Origin of the sequence: Paraburkholderia silvatlantica (genome assembly GCF_003096715.1) — a bacterium.
Taxonomy (GTDB): domain Bacteria; phylum Pseudomonadota; class Gammaproteobacteria; order Burkholderiales; family Burkholderiaceae; genus Paraburkholderia; species Paraburkholderia silvatlantica.
The window spans coordinates 1-20365 of sequence record NZ_QEOL01000048.1; the positions used below are offsets into that span (position 1 = coordinate 1).

Here is a 20365-nt window from a genome sequence, read left to right on the forward strand (position 1 = left end):
AGCTCAGCCGCACGGATCAATCCATCGTTCGCCCCGGCCAGGACCTGTGGCCGGTTGCCAAGCTGGTCAACGAGTACGTTGGAATGGAAATGCTCACGCATGGTGAAGAACCCGTCTGTCACGCCAGCTCCCACGACCGAGGCGAGGCCCTTGATCGTGTTAAACCAGGCAGAAGCAAACGGCCCCTCGGCGGGCGCCAGCCCGTTGGTCGCCAGCACGAGAATGGGAATCACCGACATCGGCTGTGCGAATATCTGGATGATCTGCAGGACGTAAAAGTTCTCGCGCGTCCAGTCCGATGTGAGATTGCTACCGATGCCGCACGTCAACACAATGAGGCCGATCCCCGTGGCAAGAATCCAGCGGCAGTCAATCGCACGTACGTTACACAAGGCCGCGACGATGGGAAGCGCCAGCAGTTGCGGCAGCGCTACGCATAACGAAAGAGGCGCGCTCTGCAAGGGCCGATAACCCTTCACTTCCGCAAGGTAGGCCGCCGGGATACCGGCGACTGCAACAAAGATCAGCAGTACGCCACCAAGCGTAATAAGCGCATGGGTCAGATTCATGCGCGCCAGCAACTGGATCTTGAAGAACGGCAACGGGTGAAACCATTCGTTCACCAGAAACAGCACGAGCAGGATCGCCGAAGCGACAAACAACAGGCAGATCAACGGAGAGTCCGTCCAACCCAGCCGAGTCCCCTGGCCCAGCGCCGCAATGAGCATTCCGACCGCAGGAAAGCCAAGGACCAGGCCGCGCCAATCGAACTGGCGGCATCGCTCGAGCCGCAGGGGATCCTGCGGAAGTCCCCATGCAATCATGAGTATCGACAGCAAGCCGAGGGGCGCGATCTCCCAGAACAGGAATCGCCAGCCAACGTATTCTGTCCACAATGCCGCGAGCGGTGTACCAAGATTTGGCGCGAAGGTTGCCGTGAGCGCATAGGCACCAAGCCCGTAGATCTTGATTCCCGGCGGCAGGAATCGCAGCGCAACCGTCATCAGCATCGGTGGCAGACACCCACCGGCGAATCCCTGCAATGCGCGCAACGTGAAGAGTGCCGCCGTGGAAGGGGCAAATGGAAAGATGAGCCCCAGCACGGCAAACGCGGCGACCGCACCAATCGTAAAACGCCTGAGTGAAAACGTCGTCGCGCACCACGGCGCGAACATCATCGCCGTAACCTGTGTTACCTGATAGAGCGTGGACAGCCATGACGCATCGTCGTAACTGATCCCCATGGCGCCACGCACATCGGCCATCGCGATTTCGGTCACGTGATCGTTCAGTTGGGCGATCACGACGGCCAGGAGAACCCCCGCCATGCCCACGAGGATTCGTGCACCAAATGCGGGTGGCGCAGCACCACCGGCAGGGGCCGTCGGCGCGGACGCGGCCGGCGCGGGCGAAAGCGCGACGCTACTCACGTGCGCCTCCACGCCTGGCCCACGCATACGCAGCGTGTGGAGGCCACGACAGCGTCAACTGATATCGGAAAAGTCTTCACCGTTTCACCTTCCACAGACGACATCGAATGCGGTCAGTCTAGATACGGTGGATCAATCCGAAAATTGAAATCTTTGCACTCCTGCCGTGCGTCTGACGCACTTATCTAGAGAACATCATCGCGCCGGGTATAGCACCGGCCTCTCCGGAGCAGAGTTCGCGAACGATACGCCGGAGCCATTGATGCGCACTGTCGCTCTGAAATCGGGGATGCCATGCCTGAACCACCACCACCGTTTCCAGCGGAAGTGGCAACTCAAAATGACGCGCCCGCACGCCCATCCGCCGTACGGCCCATGCAACGTGCTCGGGCACGGTCAGGATCAGGTCTGAACTCCCGAGCATGAAAACGCCAGAATGAAATGTGGGAGCCACCAGCGACACACGCCTGGAAAGACCAAGACGCTGCAGGGCGGCGTCAATCGGGCCGCTTGCACGTCCACGGCGGGAGACACTGATCTGGTCGTATCTCGCGAAACGTTCCGGGGTGATTTCGTGTTCGAAGATGGGATGCTCATCGCGCGCCATCCCAACGAATTTCGTCGTGAAAAGCGACTGGACATGTACGTCCGTCCCCATCGGACGCATGGCGCTGATATACAGATCGACCTTGCCGTCCTCCAGCACCGTGTCTTCCGTTTCCCGCTCCGGCGAGAAACGCAACAGCACATGCGGCGCTTCGGCACATACCCGTTCCATCAACGCCTGACCGAATGCGCTAATGAAGACATCGTTCGCGTGCAGATTGAAATTCCGTTTGAGGGAGGACAGGTCAACCTCCCGCTCAGGCTCGAGCAGCCGGCGGGCGCCCTGCACCGCCTGACGGACCTGCTCGCGCAGTGCGAGTGCACGCGGCGTGGGCACCATCTTGCGCCCAACCTTCACAAAAATAGGGTCGTCAATGGTTTCACGAATGCGTGCCAGGGTGCGACTCATTGCGGGCGCGCTCAGATTCATACGGCGTGCCGCGGACACGACGGAACCCTCTTCGAGCAATACGTCGAGCGCGAACAGAAGATTAAGGTCAGGTGATTGCATGACGGCAAAGTATAGTTACTTCTATCAGCGCCTGCGTCGGACATATCGTGCGTCAGACGCACTGCACAAGTGCATCGTACGACATTTTCCGAAGTTCTCTCGACGGGCACAATCGAAGCTCCACTCCCCTTTCGCGCTCTGCCATGTTCTACGATCTGCTCATCCCGCTGGACGGAACTGCGCAGGCTGACCGTGTTGTACAGCTTGCCGCACGGGCCGCCATTGCAGGCCAGTCCCGGTTGCACGTCATGTGTGTGGTCGATCCGGCCTATCTGACGTCCCCGGAGGATTCCCATGGCATTGAGCCCGACGGATTGACCTACCCTCGCGCGAATGAGCAATCGGAACGCGCGGGCCAGATTGTTGCGGGGGCCGTCGAAACGCTCAAACGCATGGGATTCGAAGTGGAAGGCCATCTCTTCGGCGGTGACCCGTTCGATGCGATCGTCAAAAACGCGACTCGCCTTCGCGCCGACCTGATCATCATGGGCCACCGCCATCTGTCGAGGCTGCAACGTCTGACAGCCCCGTCCACGGCAGACAAGGTCCTCGAGCGTGCACCCTGCCCGGTTCTTGTTGAAACATCCCCCGATTTGTAAGCCTGCGCAGCAGGCGCCGTGATCCTTCTCATCTGTGTGGAGTTATCTTTTCAGGAAGTAGACGTTATGACAGCGTTTGTCGTCGTGGAAATGGCGGATAAAGACAACAAGAAGCGAGAGCACTATAGCGCGGTCGCGGGGCCCTCCGTTGCCAGCCATGGCGGTCACGTACTCGCGCGCGGTCCCGCCGCATATCTACACATGGGGGACAATTTCACCCACGCGCTGATCATCCAGTTTCCGAGCGCGGAGGCGGCACGCCAGTGGTACGACAGCCCGGAATACGCGGAGGCGCATGCAATCCGCAACGAAGCATTCGACAGCCGCTTTCTGCTAATCGGCTGAATTGGCGTCGGTATCATTTCAGCCATGGTGCGGACTGCGCTGACCTTGCAGGCCCGCTAGATGGTTCACCGTTGCCCTGCGGTATTGATGGCAGTCCCGATCAGTTCACGCAACCATTGATGCGACGGGTCGCGATGCAGGCGCTCGTGCCACAGCATGACCATCTCATATCCAGGAACGTCGACGGGCGCCTGTACCACCTTTAGTCCAGCATCAGCGCTGACCAGGCGCGAAGGCAGCATCGCCACCAGATCGGTGCGCGACAGCACGTCCCTGACGAAAGTGAAATGCGGCACCGAGAGCATGACGCGTCTGTGCAGGCCTGTTTGCGCCAACGCGGCATCGGTCACGCCCGCGAATCCGCCTCCGTCTGGCGACACGACGACATGATCGAGTTTGCAGAACTGCTCCACCGTGATACGTCGCTTGAGCCGCGGATGATCGGGCCGCCCGACAAGGACATAATGCTCCTTGAACAACGTCCTGCGGCGCAGCCCTTCAGGCGCCTCTTCGGCCGTGTGAAACGCAAGATCGAGCTCGCCAAGTTCACATTGCCTTGCGATGAGCCGGGGCGCGACCTGCACAACGCTGAGTCGGGCGTTGGGCGCTGATTCGCGCAGCAGGGGAAGTGCGGGAAGCAGGACCGTCGCCTCGCTGTAATCTGTCGCCGCAATCTTCCAGGTAAGGATTGCGCTGGATGGGTCAAAAGGCTGCTGGGGTGACATGACCTCATTCAGTGCCTCAAGCGCCACGGCAAGCGGCTCCCGCAACGATTCCGCCCGCGCGGTGGGTCGCATACCGCGAGGCCCGGGCAACAGCAAAGGATCCTTGAACACGTCCCTGAGCTTTGCCAACTGAACGCTGACTGACGGCTGGGAAAGATGGAGCCGCTCTGCCGCGCGACTGACGTTGTGCTCCGCGAGTAACACGCTGAGCGTACGCAGGAGATTCAGGTCGAGATTTTTCAGATTGTCCACGGCTATAGCAGGTATCGCATAAAGTCATTTCCAATATACCTGATCCGTGATTAGCCTGATTGCTCCACCATCAATGAGATGAAAGATGAAAGTCCTTATCGTGTACGCTCACCCTGAGCCGAAATCCCTCAACGGCGCACTACGCGACGTTGCCGTCCAGGAGCTCGAAGCACAGGGACACGAGGTTCGCGTATCGGATCTGTATGCCATGAACTGGAGATCCGAGGTTAGCCGCTCCGATTTCCCGACGCTCGACCAGGATTCCCGCCTGCGCGTTGCCAATGCATCGACCCAGGGGTTCAATGCGAACGCCCTGACGGAAGATGTCCAGGCTGAACAGGAGAAGCTGCTCTGGGCGGACACGCTGATCCTGCAGTTTCCCCTCTGGTGGTTCACAATGCCTGCCATCCTCAAGGGATGGGTAGACCGCGTGTACGCATGCGGCTTTGCGTATGGTACTGGCGAGCATAGCGACAAACGCTGGGGCGATCGCTACGGCGAGGGCAAACTCGAAGGAAAGCGGGCGATGCTCATCGTGACCGCTGGTGGCTGGGAGGAGCATTATTCGGCCCGTGGCATCAACGGACCGATCGATGATCTGCTTTTCCCGATCAACCACGGCATCCTGTTTTATCCAGGCTACACCGTCCTCCCCCCGTTTGTGGCCTACCGGGTTGACCGCCTTGACGACGCAGGTTTCCTTGCTGTGTCCAGCCGCCTGCGCGAGCGGATGCGAACGATTGCGACGACCGCACCGATCCCCTACCGTCGCCAGAACTTTGGCGACTATGTGATCCCGACGATGCAGCTGCGCCCCGAACTGGAGGCACCCGGCGCCACCGGCTTCTCCATCCATCAAGGAGAAGCCGCCTAGTGCCTGCAAAAGGTACCTCACGCCGCAACCAGGAACCTGTCCGGTTTAGCCACATGGGCAGGTTCTTTGGTCAAAGACAGCGGATAGGCGAGTTCACGTAGGTGGCAAGTGCCTTCGAATACCCATCAACACGTATGAGCACCGTCTACGCAGGGATCACTCCATTCGCCGTCGTGTCCAGCGCACTTTTCCGATTCGACTTACTTCCCCTGATATGAGTCCGTTCAGGATCGTTTTCGCAGCCGCCGTCGTACTTGGCTCCATGTTTCTCAGCTCTTGCTCTGCCACGAGCGAATCAGTTTCGCCAACAAGCGACGACTCCGCACATAACGCTGCGCTATTACGCTATGTGCGCGGATACTGATAGGCGGATGATTTAGCTCGCATGCGTTCGTCACGCGTACGAACCGGAACGGGACTTCGAGCTGGTACACGGGGCGAATCGTGCGCTGGCCGGATTCCTTCCTGCAAAAGCGGCCTTGAATAGCCCATGTTCATTGTCCTTCTCAACTACATTCAACCGCTGTCAGCCATAGAGGTTCACCTCGACGAGCATCGCCGTTTCCTCGACGGTCGCCATGCAACAGGTCACTTTCTAGCTTCGGGCCCGCAGTTACCGCGGACTGGCGGTGTGATCCTTGCTAAAGCTGCGAGCCTGAGGGAACTCTGCGACGTTCTCTTGGAAGACTCGTTCTATCAGGAGCACGTCGTCAGCTACGGGGTTATCGAATTTGAGCCCACTAAATTTGGTACGGGGCTAGAGGCGCTTCTTGCGACACCGCCCGTGGAATAAATGACGACGCAGAAGGAGCGGGGATTAACGCGTATAGGCAGTCCGCAGTTGCCACCCTGCAGATCCTGGTTGCGATGATGCGGGTACTGGAATCCTGCGTGGAAGCCTGGTGCCGCCGCCCGACTGTTCGAGAGAGCTAAGCTGGCATCTTGCTCGATAACTGCATGAACGGCGGATGATGCCTGATTGCGCACCAGGAGTTGTGGGGCAGGAGGCGGTCGGCACGGTACCAGAGTTGCGGTTCGGCGTGTATCGTCCGTATATTCTCCACATCGAGATTGCGGCGCTCGTTGTTATTGTTGATCTCGAATCAAGACATCTTTGCCGGCTTGAAGCTTTTTCCCCGCACAGCAAACCCTTACATTTCCGGGGTGCTCCTCCTCGGTAATCCCCCATGCCCCACAGCCATCGAGCTTGGATCTGGACTCCGGGCGCCGGCCTGGACGGTCTTCAGCTTATCCGCAAACCGCTGTCCCAACCCGGCCCCGGTCAAGTACTGGTCGCCAATCGCGCAATCGCCCTCAACCCGGTTGACTGGAAGATCTGCGAATTGGGCCATAGCGACTGGCACCAAGGCACTGTCCCCGGCGTCGATGGCGCCGGCACTATCGCCTCCATCGGGGAAGACGTCGACCTGCGACTGGGCACCCGCGTTGCCTACCACCAGTCACTATCCAGAGATGGCAGCTTCGCCGAGTATTCCCTACTCGACGCTAGCCTGTTGATGCACCTTCCCGGCAACCTTGAGTACGCTGCGGCTGCTGCCGTGCCGTGCCCAGCCCTCACCGCCTGGCAGGCCCTGGCCAAGGTCGCCGTCGGAGCCTCCACCGACGTGCTGGTGACCGGCGCTGGTGGAGCGGTCGGCTTCTACCTCGCCCAGCTCGCGGTGCAGCGAGGCCTGCGGGTATGGGCTACGGCGGGCGAAAAACATCACGCCCGCCTCAAGCAACTGGGCGTAGTCAAGGTGTTTGACTACCAGGCCAGCGACTGGCCGGCGAGATTGCAGGCCGCCCTCGGCGATCGCCCGCTGCATGCCCTGTTCGATACCGTCAGTGCCGCCCACGCGTCAAACCTAGCTCCCCTGCTGGGTTACAACGGACATCTGGTATGCATCCAGGACCGCCAGGAAACAGCACCGCTGGCCGCCTTTAGCACGGCGATATCGCTTCATGAAGTGGCGCTCAACAGCATTCATACTCGTGGCCGCCTGCTGGATCGCCAAGCGTTGAAAGTCGATGGGGAAATCCTGCTGCAAATGGTCGCCGATGGCCGGCTGCTGGCGCCGGAGCGCCTGAATTTTGTGTTCGAGGCACTGCCAGAGGCGTTGCGCCAACTCAAGGACGGTAGCTCGTCCGGCAAATGGGTGACGTCGCTGGATTGATCGTCGCCATCTATGGAAACAGCCCCCTGTCACGGAGAGAGTCGAATCCAATCTTATGTGGCGGAGAATTGCAGACCGCAGGCCGACAGCGGACGGCTGCATCGGCGAGCTCGTTGTGGATTTTGGTGAATGTGGCTAACCGGATCGGCAAGGAGATCACGGACATTGGCATTCACGCCCCCCGAACTGGCGCTTCCGCTGGGGCTGGTGTCAACTTTGGATTCAACCGGTCGCTGCAACACACTAGGCAGTATGACTTCACGTGAGGTAGACGGCTGGCCTGCCGTGAGGAATCAAACGCGGGTTAGCATTACTGCCAGAGCCGCACGGTGTGGACGGTGCCACACCCGGCGATTTACCGCACGGAGGCCAGCATGGAACACGATAGCACGCTATACGTCGGCCTGGACGTTCACAAGGACTCGATCACGATCGCATACGCGCCGGCTCGGGCGAGGTCGAACTGCTTGGCAGGATCGGGACGACGCAGACCGACATCGATCGCCTGTGCAAACGCCTGCAGTCCAAAGCACGCCGCATACGCGTCGTCTACGAAGCGGGTCCGTGCGGTTACGGGCTCTACCGTCAGCTCGTGCAGAAGGGCTTTGACTGCATGGTGTGCGCACCGTCACTGATTCCCAGAAAGCCCGGCGAGCGCATCAAGACTGACCGGCGCGACGCCATAAAACTCGTGCGGTTGCTCCGCACCGGCGACCTGTCGGCCGTCTACGTGCCCACCGTAGACGATGAGGCGTTCCGCGATCTGGCACGTGCGTGGGTAAGCGCCAAAGACGATATGAAGCGTGCACGACAACGCCTGAAGGCCTTCCTGCTCTCACATGGTGTGCGCTATGTGGGCCGTGCCGACCGGGGGGCCGCGCACCGTCGCTGGGTAAGCGCGTTTTCATTCGACAACCTTTGGCAGCAACTCGCGCTCGACGAGCTTCGGCGCACGATTGAGGACCGCCTCGCGCAATGCGAGCGTCTTGAATCCGCCCTGCGCGAGGCGGTCCTCAACTGGCGCTTCTATCCGGCGGTCCTCGGCCTGCAGGCCATGCGCGGTGTGCAGTTCACTACGGCCGTGGGCATGCTCGCCGAGCTAGGCGATCTCTCACGCTTCGCGCACCCGCGCCAGCTGATGGCCTGGCTCGGCGTTACCCCGTCAGAACATTCCTCCGGCAACAAACGGCGCCAAGGCAGCATCACCAAGACGGGTAACAGCTATGCAAGAAAGTTGTTAGTCGAGGCTGCCTGGAGCTACCGGCACCCGGCACGTGTGAGCCCCGAGATTCAGCGGCGACATGAAGGCATCCCCAAGCCCATCATCGATCGCGCCTGGGACGCGCAGGTGCGACTGTGCCGGCGTTATCGCAAGCTCATCGCCCGTGGCAAGGAGAAGAACATCGCGGTGGTCGCCGTCGCCCGCGAACTCAGCGGGTTCATCTGGGACATCAGTCAACTGGCGATGTCGCTCGCTGTACCGCGCGAGGTGCACACGGCGTAATGCAACACCTGAACCCGCTTGACCTCACCCTAACCACTGGAGGAAGAGTTTCCTGAAGGCGGCGTAGCCCGGCATGCGAGTAACCCGCGCGTGGACTACGCAACGGACAACATCCGATTTGCGGCACTAGATAGCGGCAGGCTCGTTGGACGGACCTCTGTAATGCGGTAGCCAACCCGCGAATATCAGTGTGATCCACCGTCGAGATTTACTGCTACGTCGCCCTCAGGAAATTCACACGGCATGTCCTCGGGAAGCTGAAAACCGATCCCCATTGACTCGTGAAGTCATATCAGTCCATTGAACCAATGAAGGCGTGCGCGGTTGATCTTGCTGCTCGACGAAGGGACCTCGCGCGCAGCGATCATGGCGGAATTGCGTTGCGATTCGCGCTTCATTACAACGTGGCAAATGCGTTTCAACAGTGAGCGTTTGGCCGGCCTGTACGGCAGACATCCAGGCCGGGCGCCGCGACCTGACCTGGCGGGCCTTGAAGCGAGAGTGCTCGACTACACGCTGCGACGTAAGCCGTCCGACGGCTCGACGCACTGGAGCAGTCGCAAACTGGCGGCACAGTTGGGCATGACCTTCATGACGGTGCAACGTATCTGGCGCAAGCACGACATTCGGCCACATCGTCTCGATACCCACATGGTGTCCAACGATCCCGACTTCGAGGCGAAGGCAGCCGACGTGATCGGGTTGTACCTCAATCCGCCGTTGCATGCCGTGGTGTGCTGCGTGGACGAGAAGACAGCCATCCAGGCACTGGATCGCAAGGACCGGATGTTGCCGCTTTCGCCCGGGCGCGCCGAGAGCCATGGCTTTGAATACAAACGCAACGGCACCCTGAGCCTGTTCGCCGCATTGAATGTCGCCACCGGTGAAGTGCTGGGCAAAACCGCGCCACGCCATACCAGCGCCCAGTTTGTTGCGTTCCTCACCGAGGTCGTATCGGTCCAGCCGCGAGGAAAGGAGATTCACGTGATCTGCGACAACGTGAGCAGCCACAAAACCAACGCCGTTCAAACATTTCTGGCTGACCTCATCCGAAGGTCTCGATACATTACACCCCCACGTATTCGTCATGGCTGAATCAAGTCGAGAACTGGTTTGCCCGCATCCAGCGCGACGTCATTGCACGTGGCGTATTTACCAGCACCAAGGATCTCGACAAAAAGCTCATGCGCTATATACGTCAATACAACAAGCAGGCGCTTCCGCTGAAATGGAAGTACTCCGATCCATCGCGGCGAATCCGGTGCAATTCATCCGGTTCAACGGACTAGGCATCGAAACTCGGTTTTTCGGCAGAGCAGGCGGAAGCGGCCTATCTCCAAGAATTTCAACCCTTCTTCACGATTTTTCGCGAAGGTGTCCGAGTACTGTTACAGCGAACGACACGTTTGGCAGGCAGCGTGCGCGGTCCGCAAAACTATCGACATGAGAGAAATATCGAGATTCAAAAATCAGAGCAACCTGTCGGGCCGTGATCACGCCCGCGCAAACCACGGACTGCTTCCCGAATCTTGGCGGGCCTATTCGGATGACCTGATCGACATCTCACTATCTGACGAGATCCTTGACCTCTATCTCGATCGCACTGATGTCGCGTTCCGCGTTGGCATGCTGTCACAACTGTCTCGGCTTCAATTTCGGGCGCGCAGCACCCGTCTGTCCGCTTAAGAAGACCGGTCGCATCGTCGACCGTATGGTCTGGATAACTTACTGACTAACAATGGCGAGACGGTCCGTCGCACGGCGCTTGCAAGTATGGGTCTGCCCGCCTCGGCGACTGTCACGTGCACCAGCATATTGACCAAGGTTACCTGGTCGAAGTGTTGCGCGCCACCGGTCATAGCGACGAGGAACGGGTTCATGCTCTTTTCTCTGTGGGCAGCGCATGCCCCAGCGGATACGCTTGGTTCTCAATTTCATGGTGCCGCTCCTTCAGCTCTCCATGCGCGGCGAGCGATAAGTCGCCAAATTCACCGAGGAGCTTCAGCTCGCCGATGGCAAAGCAAGGACACGCCGGCAATTGCCGCGAAGCCAACCTCAACGGGCGCAGCTGCTAGTCAGCCGCGCCCGTGCGCTTATCAGGCTCGAACAGCCTGATCGAAGCGATCGGCATTCGTCACTTTATTCCAGGCCGCCACGAAATCCGTGACGAACTGCTCCTGCGCGTCACGCTCGCCATAGACTTCGGCAAGCGCTCGCAGCTGCGAATTCGAGCCAAAGACGAGGTCGACCCGTGTTGCGCTCCAGCGCAGTTCACCCGTCCTACGGTCTCGCCCCTCATAGACGTTCCGTTGGCCGGGGGTCGCCTCCCAGACCGTACTCATGTCGAGAAGGTTGACGAAGAATTCATTCGTTAACTCGCCCGGCCGGCGAGTGAGGACGCCATGGGGAGAATTCGCGAAATTGGCCCCAAGGACGCGCAGGCCGCCAACCAGAACCGTCATTTCCGGCGCGGTCAACCCCAGAAGCTGCGCCCTCTCGACCAGCGATTGCTCGCCCGGGATTGCGTTATCGGCGCCAACATAATTGCGGAAGCCGTCGGCCAATGGTTCGAGTACCGAAAAGGAAGAGATATCGGTCTGCTCCTGCACAGCGTCAGTCCGCCCCGGGACAAACGGAACGGCAACACCATAACCGGCCTTCTTCGCGGCCAACTCGATCGCCGCCGCACCTCCGAGCACAATCAGATCAGCCAGGGACACCTTCTTGGTGCCCGACTGTGCGCCGTTGAACGCGCTCACGATTGCCTCGAGTGCGCTGAGGACCTTCGTCAGCTCTTCGGGCTCGTTGACCGCCCAGTCTTTCTGCGGTGCGAGGCGAAGCCGCGCGCCGTTCGCGCCGCCACGCTTGTCGGTGGTGCGAAAGGTTGACGCCGCGGCCCACGCGGTGGATACAAGCTGCGCAACCGTGAGCCCGGACTTGAGAATATCGGCCTTGAGTACCTCGATATCGGCCGCATCGATCGGCGCATGATGAGCTGTCGGGATCGGGTCCTGCCAGATCAGTTCCTCGGCCGGCACCTCCGGTCCGAGATAGCGAGCGCGCGGCCCCATGTCGCGATGAGTCAGCTTAAACCAGGCTCGGGCAAATGCGTCGGCGAACGCATCGGGCTGCTCAAGGAAGCGCCGTGCGATCTTCTCATAGGCCGGGTCGAACCGCAGCGCGAGGTCGGTAGTCAGCATCGCCGGCGCACGACGCTTGGTCACGTCATGCGCGTCCGGCACAGTGCCCGCTCCCGCTCCTTCCTTCGGGCGCCATTGATGTGCGCCGGCTGGGCTCTTGGTGAGTTCCCATTCGTATCCGAACAGGTTCGTCAGAAAGCCCATGCTCCATTGCGTGGGCGTGGAAGTCCAGGTGACTTCGAGCCCGCTGGTGATGGCGTCGCCTCCCTTGCCGGTGCCAAAGCTGCTACTCCAGCCCAGGCCCTGATTCTCGATCGCGGCTCCCTCAGGCTCGGCCCCCAGATGGCTGGCCGGACCCGCCCCGTGCGTCTTGCCGAAGCTATGCCCACCGGCGATGAGGGCTACGGTTTCTTCGTCGTTCATCGCCATGCGGCCGAAGGTTTCGCGAATATCGTGAGCCGCGGCGACCGGATCCGGGATGCCTTCCGGTCCTTCTGGATTGACGTAGACCAGACCCATGGTCGTCGCGCCGAGCGGCGCCTCGAGATTACGGTCGCCTGAATACCGCTTATCGGTTGCCATCCAGTCGGCTTCGGAACCCCAATAAGTATATTCATCGGGCTCCCACACGTCTTCGCGTCCGCCCCCAAAACCGAAAGTCTGGAAGCCCATCGATTCGAGCGCGACGTTTCCGGTTAGGATGAGCAGGTCGGCCCAGGAGATGCGGCGACCATATTTCTGCTTGATGGGCCACAGCAGGCGACGCGCCTTGTCGAGACTTACATTGTCCGGCCAGCTGTTGAGCGGCGCGAAGCGCTGCTGACCGGTTCCGCCGCCGCCGCGTCCATCGCCGGTGCGATAGGTGCCAGCGCTGTGCCAAGCCATGCGGATGAACAATCCGCCATAGTGACCGAAATCCGCCGGCCACCACTCCTGGGAGTTGGTCATCAGCGCACGCAGATCCGACTTCAGTCCCTCATAGTCCAGCTTCGCGAACTCCTCAGCGTAGTTGAAAGCAGCGCCACGCGGATTGGAGAGCGACGAGTTTTGATGAAGGACCTTGAGGTTGAGCTGATTGGGCCACCAGTCACGGAGCGACTTGCTGCCCAGAACGACGTGCGAATGGGCTACCGGACACTTCCCGGCATCATTAGTATTCCTATCCATAACATTCCTTTTTCAGGCTGGGAAAGTCCGCGGAGACACACAATGGTGGCGGACACAACAATCGGTTAAGCGAAACGAAGGCCCCGCTTTAGTCAGCGCGCCTCGAGCGAGCGCCCCTTCGAGGCGAAAGAACTCCGCGTTCGGCGTAGTAAAGAAGCAAAGCGATCGCCCTGCCTCGAAATCATCGATATGGACGACCGTAGACCCGTCCGCTTCTTGCCAGGAGATGGTGCAGGTCTTGCCGTGAAGATGGCGCCATGTGAAATCGACGGTGGCACGATTTCCCTTGAGCGCGCCTTCGGCGATCTCATTAGTGAACGCCCATCGGATCTGTAGACATTCGTCGCAGTAAGACCCTCATAGGTCACGACAAATGCTCTTCCGGAAAACTCAAGGACATCCATGTTCATATCGTTTCGTCTTGCGATGTGGCCCAGCTAAAATTGCTACGAACTACTCATTGATACGAATTTCGCGTGCGGTCAGGCGACTGACTTTGCAGGTCGATTGGCGTCGACATCCTGAGAACGGCGATACGCTCCACATTTCCTGCGAAGCCAAATTCTGAATAAGCTGCGCCTGGCCGAGAAGGCTGTGTCCTGGTCCATCCGTGCGAAGGACCACCACTTCAAGTCGCAGATGGAGCAGACGTACGGGAATTTTGAATTCCAAACGGACTGCCTGCCCGTTCGGTCAGGCAGTCCTCGTCAATCAGGCTCACCTAAGTATCAGAGTCTGTATCCGCCGCTTGCGTCGATCACCTGACCGGTAGTCCATTGCGATCCTGAGCTCGCCAGAAAAGCGATCACACCCGCGATGTCCTCAGGCAGACCGACGCGCCCCAGAGGGCTCGCCGCTTTCATCATCGCCTGACCGTCATCGGTGCGCAGCCAGCTGGCGTTCATATCTGTATCGACCGGGCCTGGTGCGACGGCATTGACGATGATCCCGCGCGGGGCAAGCTCCATCGCCCAATGTCTGGTCAGGGCGTCGATGGCCGCCTTCGCCGCAGCATAAGCCGAGAACGGGACGAAGCCGTTGGCCGTCTCGAACACACGGCTCGACAAAACGCTCGACAGATTGATGATCCGCGCGCCGCTGCCCATCCGACTCAGCGCTGCCTGCGTGGTAAAGAAAACCGCCTTCACGTTCAGGGTAAATTGCCTGTCGAACAGGTCCGAAGTCGTTTCCGCGATCGGGGCACCATCGGCCACGCCTGCGTTGTTGACCAACACGTTAAGAACACTGCTGCGCCCGTGACGAGCAAGCCCCGCGTCAACCGCATCGAACATCTGCGACACACCCACAGGCGAAGTCAGGTCGGCTGAAACTGCAAATCCATCCGATCCGCCTTTCTTGATCACGTCGAGAGTCGCATTGGCAGCCTTCTGATCAGCCCGATAATGTACGATTACGAAGTAGCCGAGCCGAGCGAGCTCGAGGGCGGTGGCTCGTCCGATACTGCGTGAGCCGCCAGTGACCAGAGCCACCTTGCTTGTGTTGACGTTCATTGCCTTCTCCTGAAAATTGATTGCCGCCAAGGGTGGGGAGCCGACCGTTTCACGGTCGGCGACGCTCGGTAGCATCTCAGCGGGCTCATCGTATATGGATGTGCAACGTCCAATAAATACAGAATTCCTCACGACATTTGTGCGAAACGTGCATCAATGAACCACGACCATCTCCGCTTGCTGGTCGAGATCGCTCAGCAGGGAAGTTTCTCGAGCGTTGCCAAATCACGGGATCTGGATCCGTCCTCGGTCTCGAGGATTGTGCACAGCGTTGAGCGCGAGCTGGGAGTAAGACTCTTTCAGCGATCCACACGGCATGTCAGCCTAACCGAAGCAGGAAGCGCCTATCTGGAACGAGTTTCACACCTGCTCGACGAGCTAGATTCCGCAAGTGATGCATTGAAATCGCTTGAGCATCATCCGTCCGGCGTTCTGCGCGTGACGGCGTCCGTCGCATTCGGCCAGATTTGCTTATTGCCGCTGATCCCGGAGTTCACGCGCCTCTATCCGGACGTCCAGCTTGAGTTGGTCTTCACCGACTTCAATCTCGACCTGGTAGCAGATCGTATCGACTTGGCATTGCGCTTGAGCCCCCACATGTCGCAGGGCGCCGTCCGCCTGAAATGGTTTGACGCATCCTACAAGGTCTGCGCCAGCCCTGACTATCTCGACCGCAATAGCCCCGTCCGCGAACCCAGCGATCTGGAAAGCCACAAATGCGTCCTCTTCGGACACCCACAGCCTCAATCCGATTGGGTCGTTCGCATGCCTTCTGGTTTGGTGAGGAGCATGGTCGTTGACGCTGCGATTACGGCGTCAAACGGGTTGGCGCAACGCGCTCTCGCGCTCGCTGGACTTGGTCCTGCCCTCATGCCAGGTTGGCTGTGCGCCTCTCATGTTGCCGTGGGACAATTGGTCGAGCTACTGCCCGACCATGCGATCACCCCTGCCCACTTTGAAGGCACAGCGTGGCTTCTTTATCCAAACCGGACGTACCTGCCCGCGAGGGCGCGCGCGCTTATTGATTTTCTCCGCGCGCGTACCCGGCTGGACTGGACATCCGCATGCGCCGATCGCGCCGAGGCCAGCGGCGCAGAGGGCGAAGGCAAAGCTGAATAAACCCACCGTCCATGACTGTCGCGCGTTATAGCGTGAGCATGTAACGGCCAAAGCGAAAAACGATGAAGCAACTGACACTGGCGATGGCTGTGGATCAATGCGCGGGATTCGGGGCGCAGCGCAAACCCACGCGGCGCGAAGCGTTTCTCGATGAGATGAACACGATCGTGCCGTGGGCGCAGCTGTGCGCAGTGGTAGAGCCGTTTTATCCGAAACGCGGCAATGGTCGCCCGCCGATTGCGCTGGAGCGCATGCTGCGGATCCATTTTGTGCAGCACTGGTTCAACCTTGCCGACCTCGCATGCGAAGAAGCGCTGTATGACAGCCTCAGCCTGCGTCACTTCGTTGGCATTGACCTTGGCAGCGAAACGGTGCCGGACGCCACCACGTTGCTCAAATTCCGGCACCTGTTGGAAGAACACAAACTGGGCGAGCGAATCTTCGCAGAAGTGGGCCAAGTACTGCAGGCGCGGGGAGCAAAGCTCACGAGCAGCACCATTGTCGACGCCACACTAATTGGTGCCCCCTCGTCGACGAAGAACAAGGCGAAGGCGCGTGACCCCGAAATGCATCAGACGCGCAAAGGGCAGCAGTGGCATTTCGGCATGAAACTCCATATCGGCGTGGACAGTCAGAGCGGGCTGGCTCATCGCGCGGCCGTAACCGCCGCGAATGTGCATGATAAGCATCCCTTGCCACAGTTGCTGCACGGTGAGGAGCAACGCGTGTACGGTGACAGTGCGTACGCGAGCCAGAAAGCGCTGATCCATGGGAAGGCACCGAAAGCGCGCGACTTCACCAACAAGCGCACGCGCTACAAGGGCATCGTCGACGAGGTGGCACGTCGCAAGAACCGCAACAAGTCGAAGATCCGTGCCCGGGTCGAGCATGTGTTTGCGGTCGTAAAGCGGCTGTGAGGTTTCACGAAGGTTCGTTATCGCGGTCTGGCGAAGAACGCCAATCGCGCCTTCGTTGCACTCGCGCTGGCCAATTTGTACATGTAGCGAGGTCGCTCGACGGCACAGATGCGCCCGTATGTCACACGGAAGGGGACTGAGAGGCACGAGCGTGCCAGCCGTCATCGGAGGGTCATTGCGCAAGCCCATGTCTGGGTCTTGCCTCCTGGTTCTTCCGCTCCAGCCAGCTGCGCTCGCTTTCAGTTGGCGGCGCCCCGTCCATCCCGCCCATTCGGGCTTGCCGCGGTGCTTCCCCGTCCGTGCTTCCTGGACAACTGCTGTTGACGGATCCGCACGGCCCCGGGAAGCAAAAAACCCGGCCGAAGCCGGGTTCGCTGGCGCTTCCCTTGCATGGTCCGCGCAGTTCAGCGAGTCCGCGCGTCGATTTCCGAGCGCAGACGCGCCTCCTGCTCCTGAAGCTCAGACGTAAAAGCCTCGCCGAAATCGGCGGCCTCGAAGAAAGGCCGGATTTCAATCTCCGACTCGCCGGTCATCGGGTTCGGACAGCGACGGACCCATTCGACCGCCTCGTCCATTGACTCGACTTGCCAGATCCAGTACCCGGCAATGAGTTCCTTCACTTCAGCAAACGGACCGTCAACCACGGTCCGATCCTTCCCGGAAAACTTCACGCGAATGCCTTTCGAGCTCGGCTTCAGCCCATCACCGCCCTGCATGACACCGGCCTTGACCAGTTCCTCGTTGTACCGGCCCATTGCCGTGAGAAGTTCCGTGCCGGGCATTTGCCCCGCTTCGGATTCGGGTGTTGCCTTGATGATGACCATCACTCACATTGCTCGCTCCTAAAAATACGATGCATGTCAGTTCCCGTTGAAAGGCAATCTCTGCCTCCAGTACCACGACGTTTGATTGCCCGGGAAATCGACAGGTCGCATCTTAATTTTTTACCCTTTCAGGTCGGGACACCGCCAGGGATCGGCCTGATGACGGGGCGAGGCGACACGGCTCGCGCACAGACTCGCCCGCGGATGAGTTCACTGAAAACGCTTTCCGCGCCCTGTGTCCAGTCGTGAATGCGACTCCTGATTCAGGAGTGGTCAACCAGGAAGCGCTGACTCAACGGACTGTCAATCGCCTACGCCCGCGCTGTGCCCAGCCCGGAGACGAACACCCGCAGGGCGATCGCGATGTCCTCCGGCGCTGCCATTAGCCTGCCGCCCAGCGCAATCGTGGCCATGCCTTGCACCAGCGAGCGGCACGCGAGCGTTGCAGCGACTGCATGCGCGGGCACTATCCCGGCCACGCGCCTTGCCAGCACCTCATAGGTTCCCCGTACTGCATCCGCGCTTGCGTGGCCGTAGTCATCGCTATACATCAACCGGAACAGGGCAGGATTTGCCCGGGCGAAGTCGACATAGGCCATGCCCTGGGCAAACAGTGCTTCACGCGCATCGTCCCGGTCATCAGCGATCCTCAGGACGCGCCCCAGGCGTCGAAAACCGTGATCGGCGACAGCGGCCAGCAAGCCTGCCTTGTCAGGAAAATGCCGATAGGGCGCCATGGCCGACACCCCCGCGGCCCTTGCCACCGCACGCAGGCTCGGCTCCGCCCCGGCCGCGAGAATCCCGAGTGCTGCAGCGATTAACGTCTCTCGAAGTGCGGTTTCCGCTTTCACTTGACCGGATCCTATTCATGATGTGAATATTCTAGTTTACAGTGTAATCAATCCTGCAGGATTTGGCCATCTCCACCGCAGGCTGGAGGCACGGCCGGGATGGCGCCCAGGCTGGGCAGACGACCCAGCCCCGTTTGCATCGGCGCGGGCGTTCGTCCCCGGCGCGCCTCCGCGCGGGGAGTCAACCGCACTCACCAGGAGCCTCATATGTCGACCGTATCTACCGTACTCGGCCCCATTCATGTTGACGATCAGGGAAGCGCCTGCGGTGAACCTGTTGCGCTGCTCTGGCCCAGCCTCTTTACCGATCACCAGATGTGGGGGCATCAGGTCGCCGCCTTGCGGACCGCCGGCTGGCGCACGTTGGCAGTGGACCCGCCTGGTCACGGACTGAGTCCGGGCCCGGGACGGACATTCACGATGGACGAATGCGCCGAGGCAGTTGTCCAGGTGCTCGACGCGATGGGCGTGTTCACGCCGGTCGTCCTGTTCGGCGCGTCCTGGGGTGGGATTGTGGCGCCTCGCGCTGCGTTGCGCATACCTGATCGCGTCAAAGGCCTGGTGCTGTTCAATACCACGGCGGAACGACCGACCTGGTTCAGTCGTGCGAATTGCACGCTGCTCACCCTGCTGCTTGCGCTGCCGATACTCGACAGGATGGTCGATCACATGATCATGTCACGCAATCTCGCGCCCGCGACGAGAGTTCATCAGCCGCAACTTGGGGCGAATCTCGCATCCCGGTTTCGATCCTGGGACCGCAACGCGGTCATCAATACCGTTCGTTCGGTCCTCGTGGATCGCGACGGCGCACTCGACAGGCTATCCAGTCTGAAGGTGCCTGTGCTCATCGTGTCCGGCGAGCAGGACACCGTTCTGCCATCAATCTTCAGCCGCCGGATCGCGCAGACGATACCGAATGCACGTCATGTCGAAGTCTCAGGTGCTGCACATCTCGTGGCGTTGGAACAGCCCCTGGTTGCCAATACGCTCATTCTCGATTTCAAAGGCTAGCTCTGATCGCATCCATCCTCCTGGCGGGATCGGTCACCGGCAATCCTGCCTTCCCGAATCCGGGTGCACCTCGTGCCCTGGTCGGTACGGCTCATGGCGTGTACGCGGTCACCCGCCACCCGATGCTGTGGTCGTTTACAATCTGGGCAGGCGTGCACATCCTCGTCCACCCGACTGCCGGGACCTTCATCGTCACGTCGGCGATCATGCTCCTCTCCCTCGTCAGGGCACCTTGCAGGACCGGAAGAAGGCACGGTTACAGCCGGACGTCTGGCTCTCCTGGGAGCGACAGACGAGCTACGTCCCATTTGGCGCGATCATTGCCGGACGTGCACGGCCTGGAGGATTCGGCCGGGTTCCGTGCAACACAGCGCCGGGAAACGTGTCAACATGGGTATCGGCGGTCTGGCCACGCCGCACGGACGTCAGCTGGGTCTCCTGGAAATTGGCGACGACATAGGCCTTCTGCAATGGAACCGCGGCAAGCATGGGGGTGCCCGCAGTCACATACGCCCCAAGGCGCACCGAGCGCCGGCCAACCATGCCATCGACTGGCGCAACGATGCGTGTCCATGAAAGATTCAGGCGAGCCGTATCGAGTGCCGCCGACGCCTGTCCCGGCGCCGCCTGGGCGCGATCCCTGATGGACGACCTGATTGTCCTCCACCAGCAGCTCCGTGATCTGCCCGGCCACACGCGGCGCAACGACCGTGTAGTCGGCAGTCACATACGCGTCATTGGTGGTTTCTGATGACGAAGACCGACCCAGAACCGCAATCGCAGCCGATACGGCAGCAACAAT

At 60.2% G+C, this 20365-nt stretch carries 16 protein-coding genes and 4 pseudogenes; 11 read left to right on the plus strand and 9 right to left on the minus strand.

The window, feature by feature from the left end; all coding sequences use genetic code 11:
* Together C7411_RS36025 and C7411_RS36030 are read right to left on the minus strand one after the other, a co-directional pair.
* The coding region (locus tag C7411_RS36025; protein ID WP_243413473.1) for an MFS transporter at positions 1-1430 on the minus strand (1430 nt) is incomplete at its 3' end.
* Positions 1431-1611: 181 nt separating this feature from the next.
* Positions 1612-2547: a LysR family transcriptional regulator gene (locus C7411_RS36030; protein WP_110388927.1), complete on the minus strand. Its 936-nt coding sequence runs from the start codon at positions 2545-2547 to the stop codon at positions 1612-1614.
* 143 nt (positions 2548-2690) lie between these two features.
* Here C7411_RS36030 and C7411_RS36035 point away from each other — a divergent pair, with 143 nt between their 5' ends.
* The gene (locus C7411_RS36035; RefSeq protein WP_110388928.1) at positions 2691-3146 is read left to right on the plus strand and encodes a universal stress protein; all 456 of its coding nucleotides are present in this window, start codon (positions 2691-2693) and stop codon (positions 3144-3146) included.
* Between the two features lie 18 nt (positions 3147-3164).
* Positions 3165-3491 (plus strand): DUF1330 domain-containing protein, encoded by a 327-nt coding sequence (locus tag C7411_RS36040; RefSeq protein WP_133253759.1) that lies wholly within the window; start codon positions 3165-3167, stop codon positions 3489-3491.
* Between the two features lie 65 nt (positions 3492-3556).
* Here C7411_RS36040 and C7411_RS36045 read toward each other — a convergent pair whose 3' ends face one another.
* Positions 3557-4468, minus strand: a complete 912-nt coding sequence (locus tag C7411_RS36045) for a LysR family transcriptional regulator (RefSeq protein WP_110388930.1) — start codon at positions 4466-4468, stop codon at positions 3557-3559.
* Between the two features lie 85 nt (positions 4469-4553).
* On the opposite strand from C7411_RS36045, the gene C7411_RS36050 reads away from it, so the two are divergent.
* The 5 genes and pseudogenes from C7411_RS36050 to C7411_RS36070 form a co-directional block, all read left to right on the plus strand.
* Positions 4554-5342 carry an NAD(P)H-dependent oxidoreductase gene (locus tag C7411_RS36050; RefSeq protein ID WP_110388931.1) on the plus strand — a complete coding sequence of 263 codons (789 nt, stop codon included), beginning with the start codon at positions 4554-4556 and terminating at the stop codon, positions 5340-5342.
* Between the two features lie 490 nt (positions 5343-5832).
* A complete protein-coding gene (locus tag C7411_RS36055) occupies positions 5833-6135 on the plus strand; it encodes a YciI family protein (protein ID WP_110388932.1) in 303 nt (100 codons plus the stop codon).
* 394 nt (positions 6136-6529) lie between these two features.
* Entirely contained in the window at positions 6530-7516 is a 987-nt protein-coding gene (locus tag C7411_RS36060; protein WP_110388933.1) for a zinc-binding dehydrogenase, read from the plus strand.
* Positions 7517-7890: 374 nt separating this feature from the next.
* Positions 7891-9020: pseudogene (locus tag C7411_RS36065) on the plus strand (IS110 family RNA-guided transposase).
* Positions 9021-9332: 312 nt separating this feature from the next.
* A pseudogene (locus C7411_RS36070) lies at positions 9333-10309 on the plus strand (IS630 family transposase); the annotation flags it as partial.
* Between the two features lie 807 nt (positions 10310-11116).
* Here the strand turns inward: C7411_RS36070 and katG are convergent.
* The 3 genes from katG to C7411_RS36090 form a co-directional block, all read right to left on the minus strand.
* Positions 11117-13327: a catalase/peroxidase HPI gene (gene katG / locus C7411_RS36080; protein WP_110388934.1), complete on the minus strand. Its 2211-nt coding sequence runs from the start codon at positions 13325-13327 to the stop codon at positions 11117-11119.
* A 12-nt stretch (positions 13328-13339) separates the two neighbouring features.
* Positions 13340-13657 (minus strand): MoaF-related domain-containing protein, encoded by a 318-nt coding sequence (locus tag C7411_RS39095; RefSeq protein WP_373682777.1) that lies wholly within the window; start codon positions 13655-13657, stop codon positions 13340-13342.
* 398 nt (positions 13658-14055) lie between these two features.
* Positions 14056-14838, minus strand: coding sequence for an SDR family oxidoreductase (locus C7411_RS36090; RefSeq protein ID WP_110388939.1), 783 nt, complete (start codon positions 14836-14838; stop codon positions 14056-14058).
* Between the two features lie 156 nt (positions 14839-14994).
* Between C7411_RS36090 and C7411_RS36095 the strand changes: the two genes are divergently transcribed.
* Positions 14995-15957 carry a LysR family transcriptional regulator gene (locus C7411_RS36095; protein WP_110388935.1) on the plus strand — a complete coding sequence of 321 codons (963 nt, stop codon included), beginning with the start codon at positions 14995-14997 and terminating at the stop codon, positions 15955-15957.
* Between the two features lie 62 nt (positions 15958-16019).
* Positions 16020-16961 (plus strand): annotated as a pseudogene (locus C7411_RS36100) (IS5 family transposase).
* 317 nt (positions 16962-17278) lie between these two features.
* On the opposite strand, the gene C7411_RS36105 reads toward C7411_RS36100, so the two are convergent.
* Both C7411_RS36105 and C7411_RS36110 read right to left on the minus strand, forming a co-directional pair.
* Positions 17279-17698 (minus strand): YciI family protein, encoded by a 420-nt coding sequence (locus C7411_RS36105; protein ID WP_243413474.1) that lies wholly within the window; start codon positions 17696-17698, stop codon positions 17279-17281.
* Between the two features lie 311 nt (positions 17699-18009).
* Positions 18010-18549 (minus strand): TetR/AcrR family transcriptional regulator, encoded by a 540-nt coding sequence (locus C7411_RS36110; RefSeq protein ID WP_110388936.1) that lies wholly within the window; start codon positions 18547-18549, stop codon positions 18010-18012.
* A gap of 207 nt (positions 18550-18756) precedes the next feature.
* Between C7411_RS36110 and C7411_RS36115 the strand changes: the two genes are divergently transcribed.
* On the plus strand, positions 18757-19563 hold the full coding sequence (locus C7411_RS36115) for an alpha/beta fold hydrolase (protein WP_165822971.1): 807 nt from the start codon (positions 18757-18759) through the stop codon (positions 19561-19563).
* A gap of 20 nt (positions 19564-19583) precedes the next feature.
* Positions 19584-19751: pseudogene (locus C7411_RS38555) on the plus strand (NnrU family protein); the annotation flags it as partial.
* A 109-nt stretch (positions 19752-19860) separates the two neighbouring features.
* Here C7411_RS38555 and C7411_RS39150 read toward each other — a convergent pair.
* Positions 19861-20259 (minus strand): HlyD family secretion protein, encoded by a 399-nt coding sequence (locus tag C7411_RS39150; RefSeq protein ID WP_375792007.1) that lies wholly within the window; start codon positions 20257-20259, stop codon positions 19861-19863.
* Between the last annotated feature and the right edge of the window lie 106 nt (positions 20260-20365).